Raw genomic sequence first — 19572 nt, 5'->3', positions numbered from 1 at the left:
TCGGCTCGGTCCGCCAGCAGTTCGGACACCAGGACCCGGACCGCGTCGTCGAGATGATGCGATTCGGTGGTGTCGTCGAGGTATCGCCACATCCGGATCCCGATGCCGGCCGTGGTCGCGGTGATCGTCACCTCGTCGCGCTGAGAACGGTTGACCACGGCCGACTTCAGCGTCGACGTGCCCGGTTGCGGGGTTTCGACCGCGATCTCCACCCAGGGCACGTGGGTCTGATCCAGGTCGTATCCGTTGTCCAGACTGCGCTGACCGAAGTACGCGACCGTGCGCCGGATCATCTCGCTCCGTGACCCGGGCATGAGATCCGCGACCCGGCCGACCAGGGTATGTACCGGCGCGGACAGCACGCCGGCTCGTTCGGCCCGGTTCACCAGCGGCGCCACCAACTCGGCGGTCACCGCCGGACCGCGGTTCAGACGGAATATCAGTGGCCGGTCGAGGTTTTCGCCCGAGACGTAGACCGACACGTCGTCGTCGCGGGCCCGCAGGGCCACCGATATGGTCGACGAGACCGTATTTCGCGCATTCGCCGGGTGTTCGAACACCCGGCGTGCCAGGTCGTACACCGCGGCCACGGTCAACTCGACCCGGTCCCGCGGCCAATCACGCAGCGCCGCAGCCACAGTGCCGTCGAGGTCGGGCCACGGCCCGCCCCGGGACAGATCCATCGTCACGAGCCCGGGGTCGTCCGGCGATGCCGCGGGAACCGGTCCCGCGTCGAGATGCACCAGCATTTCGAGGATCCGGTCCCGCATCGCTGCGGCATTGCGCAACTCCAGGCGTCCCAGCTCGAGCAATTTCTGCCGCCCCGGGGCCGGCGCCTGTTCGGCGGCCGCGAGCTCCCGGCGGATCCCCGCGACCCTGGCTTCGACCACGGCGAGGTCTTCCTGAAGCCGGCGCTGTTCGCGCGCAATGGATTCCGCGTCGTTGCTGCGGGCGATCGCGTGGCTGTCCAGGACCCGCCACGGGATGCCCGCGCGATCGAGTGCGGCGCGGAGCACCGGACCGGGCGCCTCGGGCAGGTTGACGTGGTGAATATCGGCGAGGGTGATTCCGCCGTGGAAGTGGCATTCCACGAACTGGTGCCGCCGGAAGGCTCCACCGAGATAGTCCCGGTTCGTGCCACGCAGGGGTTCGTCCTCCTCGGTGAGGTTCGCGGCCGAGGAGGCGACGCCGAAGGATTCCGGGTGTGGATCGCGCAGTGGCGAGGGCCTGGTCCGCGCCGGTTTACCGCCCCACACGCTGCCGGAGTAGACGAGTGAATCGCCGACGCAGAAGGTGGCCCGCTCGCGGACATCCTCGTTCATCACCAGCTCGATCCGGCCGTACATCGCCAGTTTCTCGGTGTACAGGGTGAGATTGGTGCCGGACATCCCCGCCGAGACTCCGGCGTCGGACAGCCCGGCCGGGCGCTCGCCGCCGATCAGCACATATCCGTAGGCCGGCCGCTGCCGCGGATCCATATCCTCGGGGTTACCGAACCATCGTTCCTCCATTCGTGCGACATCGCCATGGCGGCCACCGCCCAGGGTCCCTTCGAACTGCGTCTTGAACCGGCCGTCGGCAAGCAGGCCGAGCAGGGCTTCTTCCCGGAGCCGAATTCCCAGCTTCTTACCCTCGACCAGATCGGTGAGTTCGCGGGTCAGCTGCGCGGCCAGTTCGGCGTCGGTGCGGCCGAGGTCGTTCGCCAGACGTCCGGCCTCCACGCTCAGAGCGTGGTCCTGTGCCAGCCGGCTCAGGACGGCCCCGCCGCGCGCTTGTGGATAGCGGTCGTAGAACTCACTGTTGCGGCGTGCCACCTCGGGTTCGTAGGCCGGATCGCCGAAGGCCGCCCGCCCGAATTCGTACAGAGCCACATAGTCGTCGAACATCGCCCGGTCCACCTCGCGGAAGGCGAGTCCCGGCCGCGGACGCTCCGGCTCGGTGACCGGGACAACCGGCAGGCCGGGGATCGCCGGCTCGGCGGCTTCGATCGCGTCCGGATCGAACAGGCGGAGAATCCGGGGCAGGTTCCGGACCAGAGCCGGGTCCAGTTCACCACGACGGCCCATCGCGATCAGCTCGCCGCGGCTCACCCAGCGGGTGTGCTCGATTTCCTCGTCATCGACTACCGGGCCGAGCCGCTGCGGCGCGTCGGCGACCAGGACGTGGTGTTTCCACCCGCGCGGCCCGTCGATCACATGGGTCCCCACGTGGGCCAGTCCGGCCAGGTACTCCGTGCTCGCGCCGAGTCCGGCGCTCATCTCACGAGCCGAGCCCTGTGCCGGTGTCTCCCGTTCGGACAACATCCCGCCGGGCAGCTGCCAGCCGGTGCTCTGGACGGTGGCAGCGTTCGGCCGGTGGATCAGGAACAGTTCCGCCCCGGACCGGTCCACATGCCGGACCAGAACACTCGCGGTCCCGTAGTGACCCCAGTAGCCGGGCTCGACCTCCCGGTAGCCGGACATCCCGGGATCGTCGACAACACGGAACGGGTGTTCCGGGCCGGACGGGTGGGAATCGACGCCGGCCGAAGCCGAACCGGAGCCGAACACGATCGCGTGTACCCGCCGATTCGGACGGCCGAAATCGGCCGGGCCGGAGGCGAGTTCGGCGTCGCGCAGGGTCGATCCGGACCACCACAGCGCGACGACACGGTCGCCGGATTCGCGCGACAGCAGGTAGACGCCCGCGCGATCCCCGGAGTTCGGATGATGACCGACCACCACCGCCCACGTCCCCACCGGGGTGGCGAGCAGGTAATCGACGAGTCGGTGCCGCGGGCTGACGCCGGCTTCGGCTCTCGCCGCGTCGAATTCCCCTGTCGGCTGAGGAACATTCGGCGACGACGGGATGTCCTCGGCGGACAGGCTCGGCACGGAACGCCGCGTCGCGACCTTTTCCAGATCGCCGAGAAGCACCAGCCGGCGGGCCGTTTCGGTCGCCGTCGGGGAATATCCGCGCTCCCGGGCAGCACGTTCGACCTCGGGCCGCAGGGGTCGCCGGCCCAGTTCGGCGGGATCCAGCCCCAGCGCGAGTAGCCGCTCCCCGCCCGGCGCCTCGCCGAGCGCCTCGGCCAGTCGCCGCTCGATCAGCCACACCTGGAACGCGTCCGGGTTCCGTTCGGCGAGATCACCGGCGGCAAGGACGGCAGCGGTCGTGTCGACGAACGCTCGGATCTCGGCCGAATCGGTGGCGGAGACGATGTCGCGGAACACATCCAGCGGATCGCCGCCGACCGTGAAATCGCTCTGCGACGATTCCGGCAGTCCGAGCAGTGCCCGCAACTCGTCACCGAGCCGCTCCGCCCGGGCGGTCAGCCGATCTCGCCACCGCTCGTCGACCCGGCCGGCTTCGATCGCCTCCGCTGTCGCGCGGTCGGCCTCCTCGAAATGCTCGATCTGCGCTTTCATCCAGCGCAGCAGCCGACCGGCATCGGGAGCGAGCCGGCTCGGCGACATGCCCGCGCCGCGAACCGATTGCGCGACCATGGTCGATGCCTGGCGCAGCCGGGCCGGTACCAGCAGATGCGGGGACATGTCGAGCAACGCGGCGACCTCGGCCACCGCCGCGGGTGCGCGCATCCGGGCGATTTCGGCGCGAAGTGCCCGCAGGAGCGGGTCGTCCTCCGACGGTGAACCGCCGCTGCCGAGCGCGGCGGCCGAACCGCCCGGACCGGGCGACGTCGAGTCCGCGGCGAATCTCGGTGTCCGGGTACGGTATTCGGCCAGTTGCCCGTCGCCGATGGCGACCAGTACGGCCAGGCCCAGCGCGTAGGCGACCGCCCCGGACAACTCGTCGACCGTGGCGTCCGGTACGCCCGCGCGGCGCAGCGGATCACCGACGCGATCGGGGTCGGGATCCGCGCTGTCCAGCAGTTCGGTCACGAGCTCGGCCACCGGGTCACCGGTTCGCCCGGCGTCGTCGGATTGCTCGGCGCCGCTGCGGATTTCGTCCGCGGCGGCGAGCACGGCAGCGGGATCGACGGCGTTCAGCAACTCGGTGACGACGGCACGCATCCGGTCGGACTCGTCCCGCATCCGGGTCAGGCGCGATTCGAACACCGCTTCGCAGTCGCGCTGGTATCGCGCCAGGGCCGCCTCGATGGCGGCGAGTCGCTCGGCCGGCACTCCGGCCGCCCGCAGCCGGTCGATCGGCTCCTCGCCCTCCAGTAGTCGCGCGACGAGTTCGCCCAGCGAATCATGCGGCAGCCCGGCACGTTCCAGATCCTGTGCGCGCCGGTCGCGCCGCATCCGCCACCGGCGCCCAGTGACGTCGCGGGGCCGCGCGGCATCGGCCACGACGCGATCACGCAGTGGCCCGGGGACCGCCTCGGCGACCAGAGCGACCAGGGCGGTGCGGGTGGCGGCGAGCGCGTCGAGTTCCGGCTCGGGTTCGGCCGGACGGAGCTTCATGACGTTGACCGCGAGCCCCTCGTCGTTCTCGGAGAAGGACGCCGGGGCCTTGTGCTCGACGACCCGGTGGGCCGCCACCCGCTCGACGTGGCCGAGGAACGCTTCCCGCTGGGCCAGGTTGTAGGAGGTGGCCGCGAACCAGCCGGTGCCGGAGGGATAACCGTCACCGTTGTTGATGGTCCACCCCAGAATCAGCGCCGCCTCGGCGGCGTTGATCTCGCACAGCAGCGCCGCGTAGAACATGCCCAGATGGGTGAATACCGAGTCGGTCGTGAAGAAATCCGTTCCGAGGCCGGCGCGCGCCCTGGTCGACAGACCGAGCGGCGAGAGCACACCGAGCGGACTGAATTCGAAGACATCGCCGGGAATCACCGTGCTGTCCATCGCCCGGTGCAGCAGTCCCTGCCGCGACGCGCGGGGAAGTCCGGCCGCGTCGACCACGACCACCGGCCATTTCAGCCATGGGGCCACGGTGTCGACCACATCCGTCCCCCGTGCCGGGACGGTGTCGCGCAGCAGGCGTGAACCGTCCCGATCGGTGAGGGCCTCGTTGTACTCCAGCTCCGGGTAGTTCTCCTTGTACACCACCCTGGTCACCCGCCCGTCCGGGCTCAGCCATACCAGCAGCACCATCGAGGGGTACAGGTTCGACCCGCCACCGAGGTCGACAGCCGAACGCAGCACGCCCGCGGGGATTTCCAGCGCGCGCAAGCTCTCGAAGACCCCGCGGAGGATGACCCAGTCGTCCTCGACGACGCGCTCCACCGTGTACGGCGCGATCGCCTCGCCCGTCCGGAGGACGACGGAACCGGGGTATTCGTCGTGATGGTAGTTGCGCAGAATGTATTCGACCGTGTCCCAGTAGCCGAAGGCGGCCAGCCGCCGATCGGGCGCGAAGTTCCGCAGCGCGCGCAGGGTCACGGGTACGAGTGGGGCGCCGGCGGTACCCGCCCAGTACTGCGGATTGCCCTGGTCGAAGGTGATCCAGTACCGCTTCAGCACGTCGCGCGGATCCGCGCAGTCCGGCACGGTGGGCACCAGCGAGGCCAGCGCGCCCGTACCTTCGGTCTCCTCGGCGTGCAGGCGCATGAGGTGCATCACCGCGCCCAGTTCGAATTCGGTCACCACCCGGCCCGCGCCCCAGTCCAGCAGTGCGTAGGCGCGTGCCTCGCGGGCGGCCGTCGTCATGCGCCGCACCCGCGCGGCCGGGTCCTCCGCGACGGGTCCGTGCGTCTCCGCGAGGATCGTGGCGTACTCGGAAATCTGTTCCGCGGTGATCGGATCGTGCTGAGCGACATCGAATTTCCGGCGAATCATCTGCTCGAGGCGCAGCAGGGTCTGCCAGTCGGGACTCAGCTGCTGTTGCGCCAGTTCGGCCGCCCCGGCGAACGTCTCGACCAGGCGCAGCGGGCCGGACCGGGCCGGGTTCGGCCGATCGGCCGCGGAGCGCACGGTCACCCGGCCGGCGCCGGAGGTGACGATATGCAGACTCTGCTCGCCGGACGGCCGGATACGCAGCTGCACTTGAAGATTCGGTGGCAGCTCGGCGAGCTGTTCCCCCAGCGCCCGCCGCACGGTCCGGGCGTCCTCGGGCCGGCCCGCCAGACCGGCCACGAGGTCGATCGCCTCGGCGCGACGGGCCGGCGACAGCGGGAGATCCACGGTGAGAGTCAGTTCGGGGTCGCCGGCGGCCGGTCCTCGCACGGGATCGGGCACGATCTGCACCAGCAGTTCGACCGCGGCCGCGGGATCGTCCGGGCTGTGCGCGGTGAGCACATAGTGGTTCATCCGCCGCGCGCCCGCGATCTCCCAGGGCGACTCACCGGTGTGCCCGAGCTGACCGGCGAGTTTCGTGGTCACGTCCGAGAACAGCTCGAGCTGTGCGGTGCCGAGCGCCAGCCAGGGACGTCGCGCCACCGCCGCGCGGATCTGGTCCGGGTATCCGGGTGCTACCGCGGCGAGTTGGGTCCAGCCCGCGCCGAGATCGTCCGCCACGCCGTGGACCGTGACGGCCGCGGGATCGACGGGAATTCCGCCGAACGGGTCCACGCCCACCTCATTGCCGACCACCGCGAGAACGCGCACTGTCGCTCCGCTCGCGGCCTCGCGCGCTGCGCCGACGAGGTGCCCGATCGCGGCCGCGAACCGGTGGCGCAACTCGCGACCGTCGGTGACCGTTCCGCCGAAATCATCGGCGACGACGTGCCCGGCCGTCGAATCCGCTTGCCCACCGGCATCATTCGACAGTGCCAGGACGGCGGCACCGGTCTCCGGGTCGTAGGACGCCAGCCCGCCCCACCAGGGTTCACCGAGTTCCCCGGCCTGCCGCAGCAGTGCCCGCACGGCCTCGATGATCTCCGCCGCCCGGCGGGAGCGCCGGCGCAGGATCTCCAGTTCGCGGCGTGCCTGTTCCGCCTCTTCCGGCCGGGCCAGGTTGAATCGCGTACTGTCCCAGACCTCCTCGCGGTCGCGGACCAGCAGCAGCATCGATGCCGCGTGCCGTACCGGCAACGGTGCGCCGGTCGCCGTCACGGTCTCCGGCCGAACCCGGACCAGCGCGTCGATCCGGCCGTCCGCCAACGACTCCCACGGGTGCCCGGCGGCCAGGATCGCCGCGGCCGCGGCGGCGGTGTCGCGTTCCCGGGCGGATGCCGGGGCCGGATCCGGCAGTTCGCCGTCCGGGCGGACCGGTGGACGGTACCCAGCTCGGGTCGGCGGGACAGTCGCCCGGTCGAGCGCGTCCTCGGGTTCGGTTGCGGCGTAGGAACTTCCGCGATATTCGGCATGCCACCGGGGTCCGAGCACCGCGGCCCGCAGCCATTCGACCGAGCCCGGACCGTAGGCCGGTTTCGCCATCGGATATTCGATGCGTTGTACGTGGTTGAGGTACTCCTGGTCACGCACGCTGAAGACGCTCTCCACGAGCCGGAGGAACAGCTGCGGGTCGTCGGCTGCCGCCGCCGACCAGTAGTCGTCGGGTAGCCACAGCAGCAGGCGGAGCTTCTGCAACCGGTCCGCGTCCTTGTTGGCGGCGAGGTAGCGCAGTCCGAGGGCCGTGGCGGGCTTGATGTTCCGCGACACCGCCAGCACCGGCGCCCACTGCGCGAGACATATCTCGGACAGTGCCCAGGTGAGGGTCGCGAGTTCGCCGCGCGGATCGCCGACGGGCAGACTCCAGAACTGCGCCACCTCGGCCGCCGTGGCCGGCTCCCGCTCTCCGGCGCGGATCTGTTCCGTCAGCGCGGACAACCGCGGCGGGAAGAGCAACGCCGCGCGCCGCAGCATCTCCCGGCCCGATTCCGAGCGCCGCGCCGCCGTCACCAGCGGCGCGGCCGTCTTCGCGACGACGAGCAGGTACAACGCGCGGGCGGCGTCCTCGGTGGCGATGCCCATGACCTCGACAGCATCCAGCCTGGTCAGGCCCGCGAGCCGGAGCAGCAGGAAGTCACGCTCGTCCGGCTCGAGCGCGTCCGCCAGCGTCCGCAGCGCGGATACCACGGAAACGCCGGGGCCCTCGGGAACCCGGTCCGCGGCGGTGTCCGAGCGGAACCAGTCCGGCAGCCATTGCGCCGGCACCCCGGCCGCGGCCGGCTGTCCGGTTCGCGCGTGGCCGAGCAGGTAGGTCTCGGCGCGCCGGAGCAGCTGCGGATGCCGGGCGAGCCGACGCCGCATCGTGTCGAGAGCCGCCGACAGCAGGTCATGGTCGGATTCGCCGATGACCTCGCCACGCCGTACCCGCCGGAGCACCTCCGCCTGCGCCACGGACTGGGCCGGGATCGGCTCGGCACCGGCGTCGGTGGATCCGGCGCGTTCGGCGGACGAGCGCGGCATCGCGTCGGCGCCGGCGATCGTGGTGACCACGGTCCAGACCGTGTGCCGGATCACCGTAGGGTCGAACCCGCTGTCCCGCACCGAATTCGGATGTCGGCGGAGCAGTTCGACGATCTCCCGCCCACCCGGTTGCGCCCGGTCGACGGCCTGCGCGAGCACCGCCGGAGGGGTCCCCGTCAGGATCGGCTCGGCGACGTCGCGGTCGTCCGGCGACAGGACGGACAACAGACCCCGGCGCACTTCCCCCGCCCAGTTCGACGGCGCGTCCACAACGGTGGTCGCCAGATCCGTCAGCCATCCGGCGGCCGACGGGCGAGCGGTCCGATCCCACCAGGGCATCCGGTCGCGAGCGAGCTCCCGGATCTCGTCGGTCAGGGCGTCCACCAGGTCCGGATACCGCCCGGCGACGACCGCGCGCACCGCGTCGGAATGCCGGGCCCACAGATCGTCGAATGTCCCCGGCTCCTCGCCGGCCGGAGAACCCGAGAGTTCGGGCCAATCCCGGCGCGACGGGAACCGATCCGGCCCTTGTGCGAGACGCGACGCCAGATAGGCGTCGTTGTCGCGGTCGCCCGCCGCATCGGGCACGATCGGCGCCACGAGGCTGCCGTCGCGCTCGTACCGCACGAACGAGATTCCGATCGGGCTCGTGTCGTCCGGATCGAAGACGACCGGGCGGTCGTAGCGAGCGGGATCGAGCAGGAACAGCGTGCCCTTCCAGTTCAGGGCCACGCAGGTGTGCGCCGAACCCGTTGTCTCCCAGACCATCACCACCGCCATCCGGCCGTGATGGGCCGCACGCCGCTCCGCGCCCGCCGGTCCCGGCTCGCCCTCGCCGAGACCGGACAGGAACCGCTCCAGCTCGCGATTGCCTTCCACCCCAGCGGGTCCCGGCTCGCCGTGGCCGCCGAGCACGAACGACAACGCCACCGCGTCGACGTCCACCTCGCCGGGCTCCAGCTGTAACACCGGGGAAGTCCACGCATGGCCCAGCGCCCGCTGCGCGTCCCCCAGCTGGAGCAGTGCCAGTCGCGCACAGGCGAGTTCGTCGAGTTCCGAGCTCATGCCGGGCCGCCGGGCGGCCGCCGGGCCCGGTCGGTCGGAGGCGTCCAGCAGCCCGGCCAGCACCGGGCCGCCGTCCTCGTCGAAATAGGCTGTCCGCGAAGTCGATTCGTCGACCTCGGCGGCGGATGCCGCGGCCTGCCCCCGCGCCTGGGCGGCTTCCGCCCGTCGCAACAGCACCGGTACGTCGAATTCGCCGCGATTCTCGGCGGACTTCGCCGGATCCCCGGTCGCGCGCGGTGTGGACGGGTCCGGCGCAACGGGGCCGAGCACGCGTGAACCGGGAAGGTCACCGAGCTGTTCGCCGGTGGGCTCCGGCCAGCCCCGCGAATCGTCCGGGGTGCGGATGATCGCCCGCAGCGGCTCCGCCGGCCACTCCCGGTCACCGGCGCGGTACACCTCCTCGACGACCTCGATCGTGGGTGGCGTGAATGGATTCCGGTGGCGCCGTTGCTCGAATCGCACCCGGATCGTGCCGTCGGAGGCGTGGCGCAGCACGTAGCTGCCCGGGGTACCGTCGGCACGGCCGGGATGACGGCCGAAAACGATCGCGAAGGCGCCCGGACGCTCCGCGGTCAGCAGACGAACCAGCTCGGCACGGGCACCGTCCGGCGTCTCGCTCGCGCTGATCTCGACGATCCGTCCGGCGGAACCGGTTGCGCCGCTCAGGAATTGCGCGACGACATCCGGATTCGTCTCTCCCGCAGTGATATCCAGAGCCGACGCGTGGTCGGCCAGGCCGTCCCAGCCGTGCCCGGCCAGGTACTCGATCAGCCGGGCCAGGTCGCCGGGCCGGTTCAGGCCGAGTATCGCGTCCACCGGAATGCGGTATCGCGGGCCGAATTTCGCCGCCGCTTCGGCCTCGGAGCGGACCGCCGGGTAGTACCGCCGCTCCGTCGGCCCGAACAGACCGCCGGATTCGGCGATGGTGACCGGGAACGATCCCGGCCGGGCAGCGTCCTCGTACATGGCGAAGTAGGCCTGTACGCGATCCATCAGATCGGCCAGCTCCTCCTCCAGGTACCGGCGCTCCGCGGGGACCGGCGGCAGCACACAGATCAGCGATGCCTCGCCGGTCCGGGCCAGGCTTTCGGCGACCGCGCGGCCGATCGCGGCGCGCAGGCTCTCGGTGGTCTCGGTCCGGCTGCGTGGAATCACCCGAATCGCGAGCGGGTGCCCGCGCTCGGGATCGCGCACCGACAGCATCAAGGACCCCTCGCCGCCGGGGGTCCCGAAGGCGGTGAACAACGACACCGGGTGGTCGGCGACCTGCCATGCCGGGACACCGTTGTGGCGTTCCAGGAAGCCGAGCAGCCACGGCAGGCCGCCGAGTGCCGTCACGACCTCGTTCCCCGGATTCCGCAGCAGGTGGTGCACGAACCACAGATGCCGCCAGCGGCTGGGCAGCGCGTCCAGCAGCACCGAGGGCGAGTGCATGCCGGCGGCGACGATCCAGCGCCGGGCATCGTCGAGCAGGAGGAAGCCCGCCGTCGGGTGTTGCGGGGGCATGTCGTTCTGCTCGGCCGCCGCCATCGACGAGATGATCCGGATCTGTCGCAGCAACCGCGCCGCGTCCGCCTCGACCCATTCCGGTACCGCACCGACGGGCAACGACGTCGGCTGCCACATGTTTTCGATCGCCGCGGCGGTCGGCGCGGTGGCGGCGTCGGCCGGGCCGGTGGCCGCGTCGGCTGGTGCGGTCGCGGCGTCGGCTGGTGCGGTCGCGGCGTCGGCCGGGCCGGTGGCCGGGTCGGCCGGGCCGGTGGCCGGGTCGGTGGCGGTGGGGACGATCTGTGTCGCGGCGAGGTCCGGATTCGCCGGCGGTCGGTCTCCGGCTCGCTGCTGCTGAACCTGTTGCAGCAGTTCGAGATCGTCGCCGATCATCTCCGAGACCAGCTCGCGCACCTCGTGGAGCGGCATCCCGGTGGTGAGCATGAGGATGTCCCGGGCCGCGCGCAGTGCGTCGTCGCGGTCCTTCGCGTAGTCGGCTCCCCGGGCACGAGCCCGCTCCCGCCGGAGCACCATGCGGCGCCGATTCGTACGAACCCGTTCCAGGTCGAAGACGTGCAGGAGCCGGTTGTAGAGCTGCTCGAGCGCGGTGAGCCGATAGTCGATCAGCCGGCGCGCCTGTTCGTCCGGCTGGGCCTGCGCGGCCCGCGGATACTCTGTGGCGGTTCGGGACTCCAAAATCCAGGCGGTGTCTGAGGTCAGGCGCAGTCGCCGGACCTCCACCCCGGTGACGCCGGCGGCGGCCAGGCGGGCCAGGGTGGATTCGTCCAGCTGCTGGGACAGGTAGGTCAGCGGCAGCGGCGAATAGACGATCAGCAGCCGCGATTCGGGATCTATGCGCCAGAATTTGCGACCCGGCACGAACGGCATCGCCGCGATCGTCTCTTCGATCCGCATGGCGGTGAGCGCGTCGCGATAGGTTTCGGTGAGCATCCGAAGCCGGACCGCCGCCGATCGCAGCGCCTGCTCAGCGGGGGTGGATTCGTCGAGCAACAAGTGTGCGGCGGCGATCTCGTCCCTGGTCGTCTGCTCGATCACCTCGAGCTGGATCGCCCAGATCGTGGTGATCGGGCGAGGTGTCCGCCCGGCGTCCGACTCGAAGGGAATCACCTCCGGAGCCGACCAGCGAGCCTCGACCTCCGCCGGTGAATCCTCTTCGAGCAGCACGGGAGCCGGTCCGGCGACGGCGAAGGCCGCCGCTTCCAGCGCGGCCGACAGCTCATGCCGCGCAACGGATCTCACGTCGAGACCAGCCGCCGGGGCTTCGATGGGTTCCGCGCCGAAGACGACGGCCCACACCTGCTCGTCCGGTGTGGTGAAATCGTCTCGCCCGGAACGGATCTCGCTCGATCGCAGCGACGATCCGGACCACCACAACGCCACTGCCCGGTCCGCGGCCACCCGCAACAGCAGATATCGCTGCGGACGGTTCGCCGAATCCGGATGGTTGCCGTGCACCACCGCCCAGGCCCCGGGGCTCTGCTCCAGCAGGAACGCGAGCATCCGATCCCACGCGCCGACACCGTCGTTCGCGCCGGGTACGACGATGTCGGCGATCGACTCGGGGAGGTCCAGCAAGGACCGCACCTCGGGCACCGTCGGGCCGGTGTCCGGTGCCGTGCTGTCCCGCAACCGCCACGCGCGATTCTCGGCGAGCTGCCGATCCCCTACCGCGATCAGCACGGCGAGGCCGCGCGCCGCGCCGGCGGCGGCGAGCAACGCGCCGATCGTCGCGTCCGGTACCGCGGCCCGGCGCAGCGCGTCGGCGACGAGATGCGGCGGGGCATCGTCCAGCAGCGCCGACGCCAGCCGGGCCACCGGGTCACCGAATTGCCCGATGCCGCCGCGCAATTCGGCCGAGACCGACGCGGCGGTCTCGGCATCCATTGCGGCACTCAGCATTTCGGTGATAACGGCACGCAAGCGGCGAGACTCCGCGCGCAACCGGCGCACCTCCCCCGCGATCGGATCGCCGGACGCCTCGGCACCCTGGCCGGAATCGGTCAGTTGGGCCGCCACCGATCGGATCGCCTCGCTCAACCGCCGGGCGAGTCCGGTCAGCATCTGGGTCGGCGGCACCTCGGCACTCGGCTGCACAGCGTCGGGAGGCGAATCACCGTCCAGCTCTCGGCCGTCGTCGCCCCGCACCCGAGACGGTCCGGTCGCGCCGGACTCGGCGGTCGCCCGCTCCGCGTCGGTGTCCTGCCATCCCGGGGAATCACCGAGAGCCGGGATGATGACCGCGGTGGGTTCGCTGGGCCACTGCGGACGCAGCGTCGCATACGACTCGTCCGTCCACCCCACCGTCGGCGGCCGGAACGCGGATTCGTGCCGCCGCACCGGATATCGCATTCGGAGGGAACCGTCGCCCGCGTGCCGCAGCACATAGAGGCCGTGCGAGCCGTCGAGCCGCCCGGGGTGCGGGCCGAACAGCACCGCGAGAGCTCCCGGAGACATGTCCCGCAGCCGGGTCGCGATATCGTCCAGGGTCCCGTCGGGCGCTCCGGTGCCGCGGTAGTCCGCGTAATGCGCCGCGGGGCCGGTGGCACTCTCGAAATATTCGCGGATCAGCCGCGAATTCGACTGCTGGGTATCCAGAATCGGGGCCCACCGCAAGGCGTTCCAGCCGTGCTCGAGCAGGTCCCACACCAGCAGCGTGGCGTCGCCGGGCCAGTACGGCCCCAGTACGGCCGCCAACGGGGCCGGCGAGATCCCGCCGAACCGCCGGAACGCCTCGTCGCTCGTCAACCTCGGGGCATGGTAGGTCTCCCCGGGCTCGAACAGATCGGCCCGCTCGTCGAACTGGACGTCGAACCCCGTCACGTCATCGATGTCGCCGCCGGCATAGCCGGCGAAGTAGAACCAGCGGCGCACGACCAGCTCGTCCAGTTCCGCGATCAGTTCCAATCGTGCTTCGCGCGTGGAGATCTCCGCCGCCGGCGCGATATAGATCAGCCGCGCGCCGTCGAATTCCAGGGGGACCGCGGCGGCGTTCTCGACCGCGGTCCGGAGACTCTCGGTCGTCTCCCCCGGATGACGGCCGAGCACCCGCACCCCGAGCCCGAGTGCCCGATCGGGATCGCCCACCGCCAGCACGACGCCGCCGCTCGCGGTCACCGAGTACACCGACACCCGGTGACCGTTCAACTGCCACACCGGAATACCGTTCGTGGCCGCCAGGAACCCGAACAGCGCCGACGCCCCGCCCAACGCCGACAACGCCGCGTTTTCCACCCCGGACCCGGGGGCCACCGCGAAGACGTTGCGGGTGTGCCGCCACCGGGTCGGCAACTCGTACTGCGACAGTCGCTCGGGAGCGCCGGCCGCCATCTGCCAGCGCTCATCCTCGGACGCCGCGAGGAAGCCCGCCAGCGGGCGACCGTCCCGATCCCGCAATCCGTCCGCGAGCGCCGAGCCCCGGGCCCGCATCGCGTCCGGGACACCACCGGCGGGCCACGGCGCCTCCTGCCACAGCCCGGCGCCCGCAACCGGTCCGGCATTCGGAATACGTTCGGCGGCAGCGGATTCCGGCTGTCCCCCGCCGGGCTCCGACTCCCGGCGGACCGCCTCGAACACGTCGAGATCGGCACCGAGCATTTCCTCGGTCAGCGCGGTGATCGCAGCGTCGGACCACTGTGCCCGGCGTACCTGCGCGAAGATCTCCCCGGTCCGGCGCCGGACGGTCCGGTATGCCTCTTCCTCGCTGCCGTGTGCGGCGCGGGCCCGCGCACGGTCGAAGACAGCGGAACGCCGCAGTGCGCGAACCCATTCCACACTCTCGGACTCCGGAGCCGGTCCGCCGTGATCGCGCCAGAGCACCTCGAGTCCGCCGAGAGCGGCGCCGATGATCTCGTAGGCTCCCGGGGCGGGCGGCCGGGGCTCGTCCGCGTCCTCCCCGATCTCGGCCCGCGCATGCGGCGCCTGCCAGGTTCGGGCCGCCAGCGCCGGACCCTTCGAAGTCATCACGGTACTGCGAACCTCGACCTCGGCGATGCCGTAGTCCGCCAGGGCCGCCAGCGTGGCGGCGTCGAGCAGCGTGGCCGTATCCGCCCACGCCAGTGGCGAATACACGACGAGCCGGCAGTTCTCGTCGATGTACCAGAATCGGCCCGTCGAGGTGTGATCGAGTATCCGATCGGCCGGGTTCTTGTGTTCGATCTTCCGGGGCTCGCCGTCCTCTCCCTCGACCAGCCTGCCCGCCTCCACCACCGCGGCAACGGCCTGCACCACCCGCATCGCGGCCACGGTGTCGCGGTAGGTCTCGGTGAGCAGTTCGAGGGCGGTGCCGAGTCGCCGTGCGCGAGCCACGTGGTCGGCCGCCGATTCACCGAAGATCTCGAGGAGATCGAGGACGGCCCGTGCGTCGCCGATCGTGGTATCGATCATTCGCGCGATCGGCTCGAGTTGGGCACGCCAGCCGGTGGGCATCGCGGGATGGCGCATGCGCACGGCGTCCGACCATTGTCCGGGCTGTCGGCTGTCACCGGCGGCCGACGGCGGCTCGTCGGCCGCGACCGTCCGCGCCGCGGCCGGGACCGCCGCCGCCAGCCGGGCCCGGAGCCCGGATTCGGCCGGGCCGTCCGCGGCATCGCGTAACGGCGCCCGGTGGATCGGTTCCGCACCCGGCCAGGACCGGACCCGCCACACCGGCCGCGGCACATCGATCAGGCCGGCGAAGGAACGGCGCCTGCCGTGCAGGTCGAGCAGACGACCGGTCAGACGGGTCCGGGCCGGCTCCGGCGAGGTCTCCGGCGCCAGCCACACCAGGACGGCGGTCCGCTCGTTCGCCGCCTCGTCCGCCCACCGCAGGGCCGCTCGCACTGCCTCGTCGGCCACACCGGGCGCGTGCGGATCCACCACCAGGACCTCGATATTCGCCGCCGCGTCCGGATCGCCGAAGACGAACGCCGTCTCCCCGTCCGGATCGGCTTCGTCGATGCCGGCCACCGCGGAGCGAGAGAACACGTGATCCCGCAGCGCCAGTTGCCTCGACAGCACCCGCGCGGCCGCGGCCGGGTTCCCGACCGCCGGTGCGGACAACAACCCGGATCTTTCCAGTAGCACGGCCGTCTCGGGATCGGTCAGGTGCGCGTCCAGACCGGCGAATCCGTCCGCGGTGTTCGCGAGAATCCGCATCGCGGCGACCCGATAGGACAGCAGATACGCATTGCGCTGGTGCCGCCAGATGTACGGGATTCCGGCGGGCCGCACCAAGTCGGGTGCGATGCCGACCAGCAGTTCGCGTTGCCGGCCGTCCAATTCCAGGAACGCGGCCGGGTAATCGGGCGCGAGCCGCAATCGCCGCGCGATCGCGGCGGCCTCGTCGCGCAGGCGACTGTCGGCGTGGTCGCGCGGCAGGTCGATCGGACCGGCGAGTCCGCGCGCGGCAGCCGCCTCGGGTGTGTCGGTACCCGTCGGCGCGCCGTGGAATTCGGCGGTCGCCCGCCGGAACCGGGCCGACAGATCGGCGGTGCGCAGCAACGACACGGATCGTTCGACGTCCTGATCGGCGGCGATCAGTTCCCGGGCGAGCTCGGCCGGATCCCGATGGTGCTGCGTGAAGATCGCCCACGACAACGCGGCGATCGCGGATCGATGAGCATTCGCGGCCGGATCCCCGCGCAACAGCGATTCGGTGAAGGCCGCGGTCGCCCGGCGCCGGGCGGTCCGCGGGTCGCCGGAACTCGGTGCGCCGGCGCCGATGCCGTAGTCGCGAAGCAGCTCGGCCAGCCGGGCCGCCGCGGCGTGCAACGGCGCGCGGTCGTGGACGGTGGTGGGATCCGGCTCCCGGCCGTCGGCCACGTCCACGGACCAGCCGACGACGAGGACATGCCCGTCGGACCCGACGTTCACCCGCTGGAATTCGATCCGCCGGATCCCGGTGCCGATCAGCACATTCGGATCGGCGAGGCCCAGATCCTGCGGACCGGCCACGGGTGTGATGATCCGCAGCACCCCGCGGCTCACCCACAGGTAATCCGACAGGAGCTCCGCCCGCGTCGGCTGCGCTCGTCGTGCCGCCATTGCCCCGGCCTGGACGCGGGCCGCGTCGGATGCCGCGACGGCGGCCTCGGCTCGGGCCACCGACCGCGCCACGGTGATTTCGGTGGCGGCCGTCCACGGCCGGGCGAAATCCGGCCGGCGCCCGAGGTCGAGCAGCTCGGCGATGATCGCGCGCCGGGCCGCATCGAACTCCGCTACCCAGGGGATGTCCGACGGCGCGATGGCCTCGAACGGCAACCACGACCACGCGGGGCCCGGCGAAGGGGTTGCGGTGTGCACCGTCGATCCGCGTCCGGCCACCAGGTTTCGCAATCGCTGCCGGAGATCGTCCTGTCTGCGCAGCAGTTCCGAGGGCAGGTTCGCCACCCGGACCCGGCCCGCCTCGTCGATCCGGACCCGCCGCTCGACGACCTCGAACCCGTTGCGTTCCAGTGCCTCTCGCCAGGGACGCGGAATCTCCGCGTCGGGGTCGAGGAAGACCTCCAGGCGGGGTACGGCCGCTCCGACGAGAACCCAGCTGCCGGGAATCCCCGTCGGCGCCGTAACTCGCACTCCGGCAACGGTTTCCGCGAACTGCGCGGCCGCGGTCCGCGCCAGCGCGAGCAGGTCCGGCAGCCCGGCGGCATTCCCCGCCGCCGGTTCACCCGACCGCACTCCGCGCAGCTGCTCGGCGAGGTCGCGATCGGCCGGACGGAACAGGCTCTCACCAGGCGGACGCGGCGCCTCCTCGGTGGCCCCGGAGCTGATCTGCTCGGCGTCACTGTTTGAATCAGGTTGTGGCTCAGTCTCGTTCGGTCCACGACCGGTACCGGGCGGCTCGGATCCGCGATCCCCGGACGGTGCCGCACCGCCGTCCTCCGGGCCGGCCGTGACGAGCAGGGCCCGGAAGGGTTCGCCGGCGCCTTGTGCGGGGTCGAAGGTGACCAGCCGCACGGTCGGCAACTCGAAGGGTGCGTCCGCCCGCAATTCCCACCGCTGCGCCACGATCCTGCCCTCGTCGTTGCGCAGGAGGAAGATTCGGCGACGTTCGGCGGCGCTGTCCGCGATCCCGCCGAACAGCAAGGCGAACGAGCCGGAGGGCATCGAAAGGAGCCGCGCGGCAAGCTGTTCGCGCTCGGCGGCCGCCGACGCCGGGTCGGACCCGTCGACGTACCCGGCCGCACCCAGGCCGAGCCGTTCGGCCGCCGCGCGCACATCGGCGGGCGCCGTGGACAATTGCGCGGACGTGGCGGCCGTCCGGTCCCGGCCCGCGAGCAACTCGTCGAACCGGTCGAGGTCGGTGACCGGATCGACGCCGGCCACCGATCGGACCACGCCGGCCGGGAAATCGCCTTCCGGTATGGCGGTGTCCAGTCCCGGAAGAAACGGCAGGAAGGTTTCGCCCGGATCGAAGATGGTTTCCGACGGGTCGATCAGTGTCACTTCGGGTCCCGGCCGGGCCGGATCGAACGCCGACACGTCGAGATCGCCTTCCGCGGCGGTCTCGGTCTCGGAAGTCCGGGTCAGGGCGACCATGTCGTAGAACGCTCGTCGCCGCAGCAGGTTCGTCACCTCGCGCACGATCTGCTGACGTGCGCCCAGCGCCGTCCGGCCGGGTACGACCCAGATCAGAGTCGCCCGGCCGGGCCTGCTCAGCCCGGCCCGCACCTCTCGTCCGACATCCGCCTGCACCTGTTCGGCGGTCCGGCCCGCCGAGGGAATCACTCGCACATCGATATTCGGTGCGCGCTCCGGGTCGCCGACCGCGAATATCACCCCGTCGCTCGGGACGTCGACGGCGTACAGCGATACGCGCCGATCACGCGCCGCCCAGAGCGGGCCCTCGTCGAAACTCGACAGGAAACCGAACAACGCCTCGATGCCACCGAGCGGACGGAGCACACTACCCAGTCCTCGGGTACGCGCGATTCCCAACAGACGATAGACATTCCGGAGGTGACGCCATCCGGTGGGCAGAACGGCCTTCCGAACCTGGGCCGGCGCCCCGGCGACCATCTTCCACCGTTGTTCGAAATCGGCTCGGAAGAAAGCGCTCAGCGGATCCGCCGGCCTGCGGGTGACCCGGGCGGCGATCCCCGACGCCTCGGCCTCCAGCACGGTCGGCGTCTCGTCGTCCGGAAGTTCCGCCGGACGCCACGCCTCGCCGGGATCGGCGGGCGACGGGGACGCGGGCCCGGTGTCGAATCGGATGCCGATGGCACGTGCGAAGTTTCGCGCGAGGTCTTCGATCACCCGCTGTTCGGTTTCCCGGGATATCCGTTCACGGATGGCGATCTCGCCGCGAAACAGCTGCCCGGCAAGTTCGGCCGGGTCGAGTCCGGGCCGGGTACCGAGGTTTTCGACGAGTCCGGCGACGTACTGGAGCAATGCCCAGGACCGGTACCTCACCTCGGCGTCGGCGGCGGGCCACCGCGCGCTGCCGACCGCATCCTCCCGACGCCCGACGGCGGCGCGCCACAGCCCACGGGCCCACTCCAGGCCGTCCGCTCGCCGTTCCGGGTGGTAGCGCTCGAGCGTGCGCTCGTCCAGACCGTGCCGATCCCAGAACTCCTCCAGCGGCGCGAGGTTCGCACGGATCCGGTCGAGGGTGGCATGGTCGGGTCGCCATCCGTCGTCGTCCCGCAGCGTCCGGCGCTGCCCGAGAACACGCCATTCCGTGTCGAATCCGATCCATCTGAGCTCGACGCCGGCGATACCCGCATCGGCGAGCTCGGCCAGCACCTCCGGCCCCAGGAGGTCGGTGGCCCGCGCGGTAGGG

1 protein-coding gene (only partly in view) is annotated in these 19572 nt (G+C 71.3%); it reads right to left on the bottom strand.

All 19572 nt of this window come from inside a single coding sequence — locus NRB56_RS19125, LuxR C-terminal-related transcriptional regulator (RefSeq protein ID WP_153344097.1), on the bottom strand. Of the gene's 55680 coding nucleotides, 22076 precede the window and 14032 follow it; the stretch shown corresponds to coding positions 22077-41648, spanning codon 7359 (partial) through codon 13883 (partial); the first complete codon in reading order (the gene reads right to left) occupies positions 19569-19571. The start codon and the stop codon both lie outside this window.

The organism is Nocardia aurantia, assembly GCF_009604425.1.
Classification (GTDB): domain Bacteria; phylum Actinomycetota; class Actinomycetes; order Mycobacteriales; family Mycobacteriaceae; genus Nocardia; species Nocardia aurantia.
This window is presented reverse-complemented; position numbering and strand designations above follow the sequence as displayed.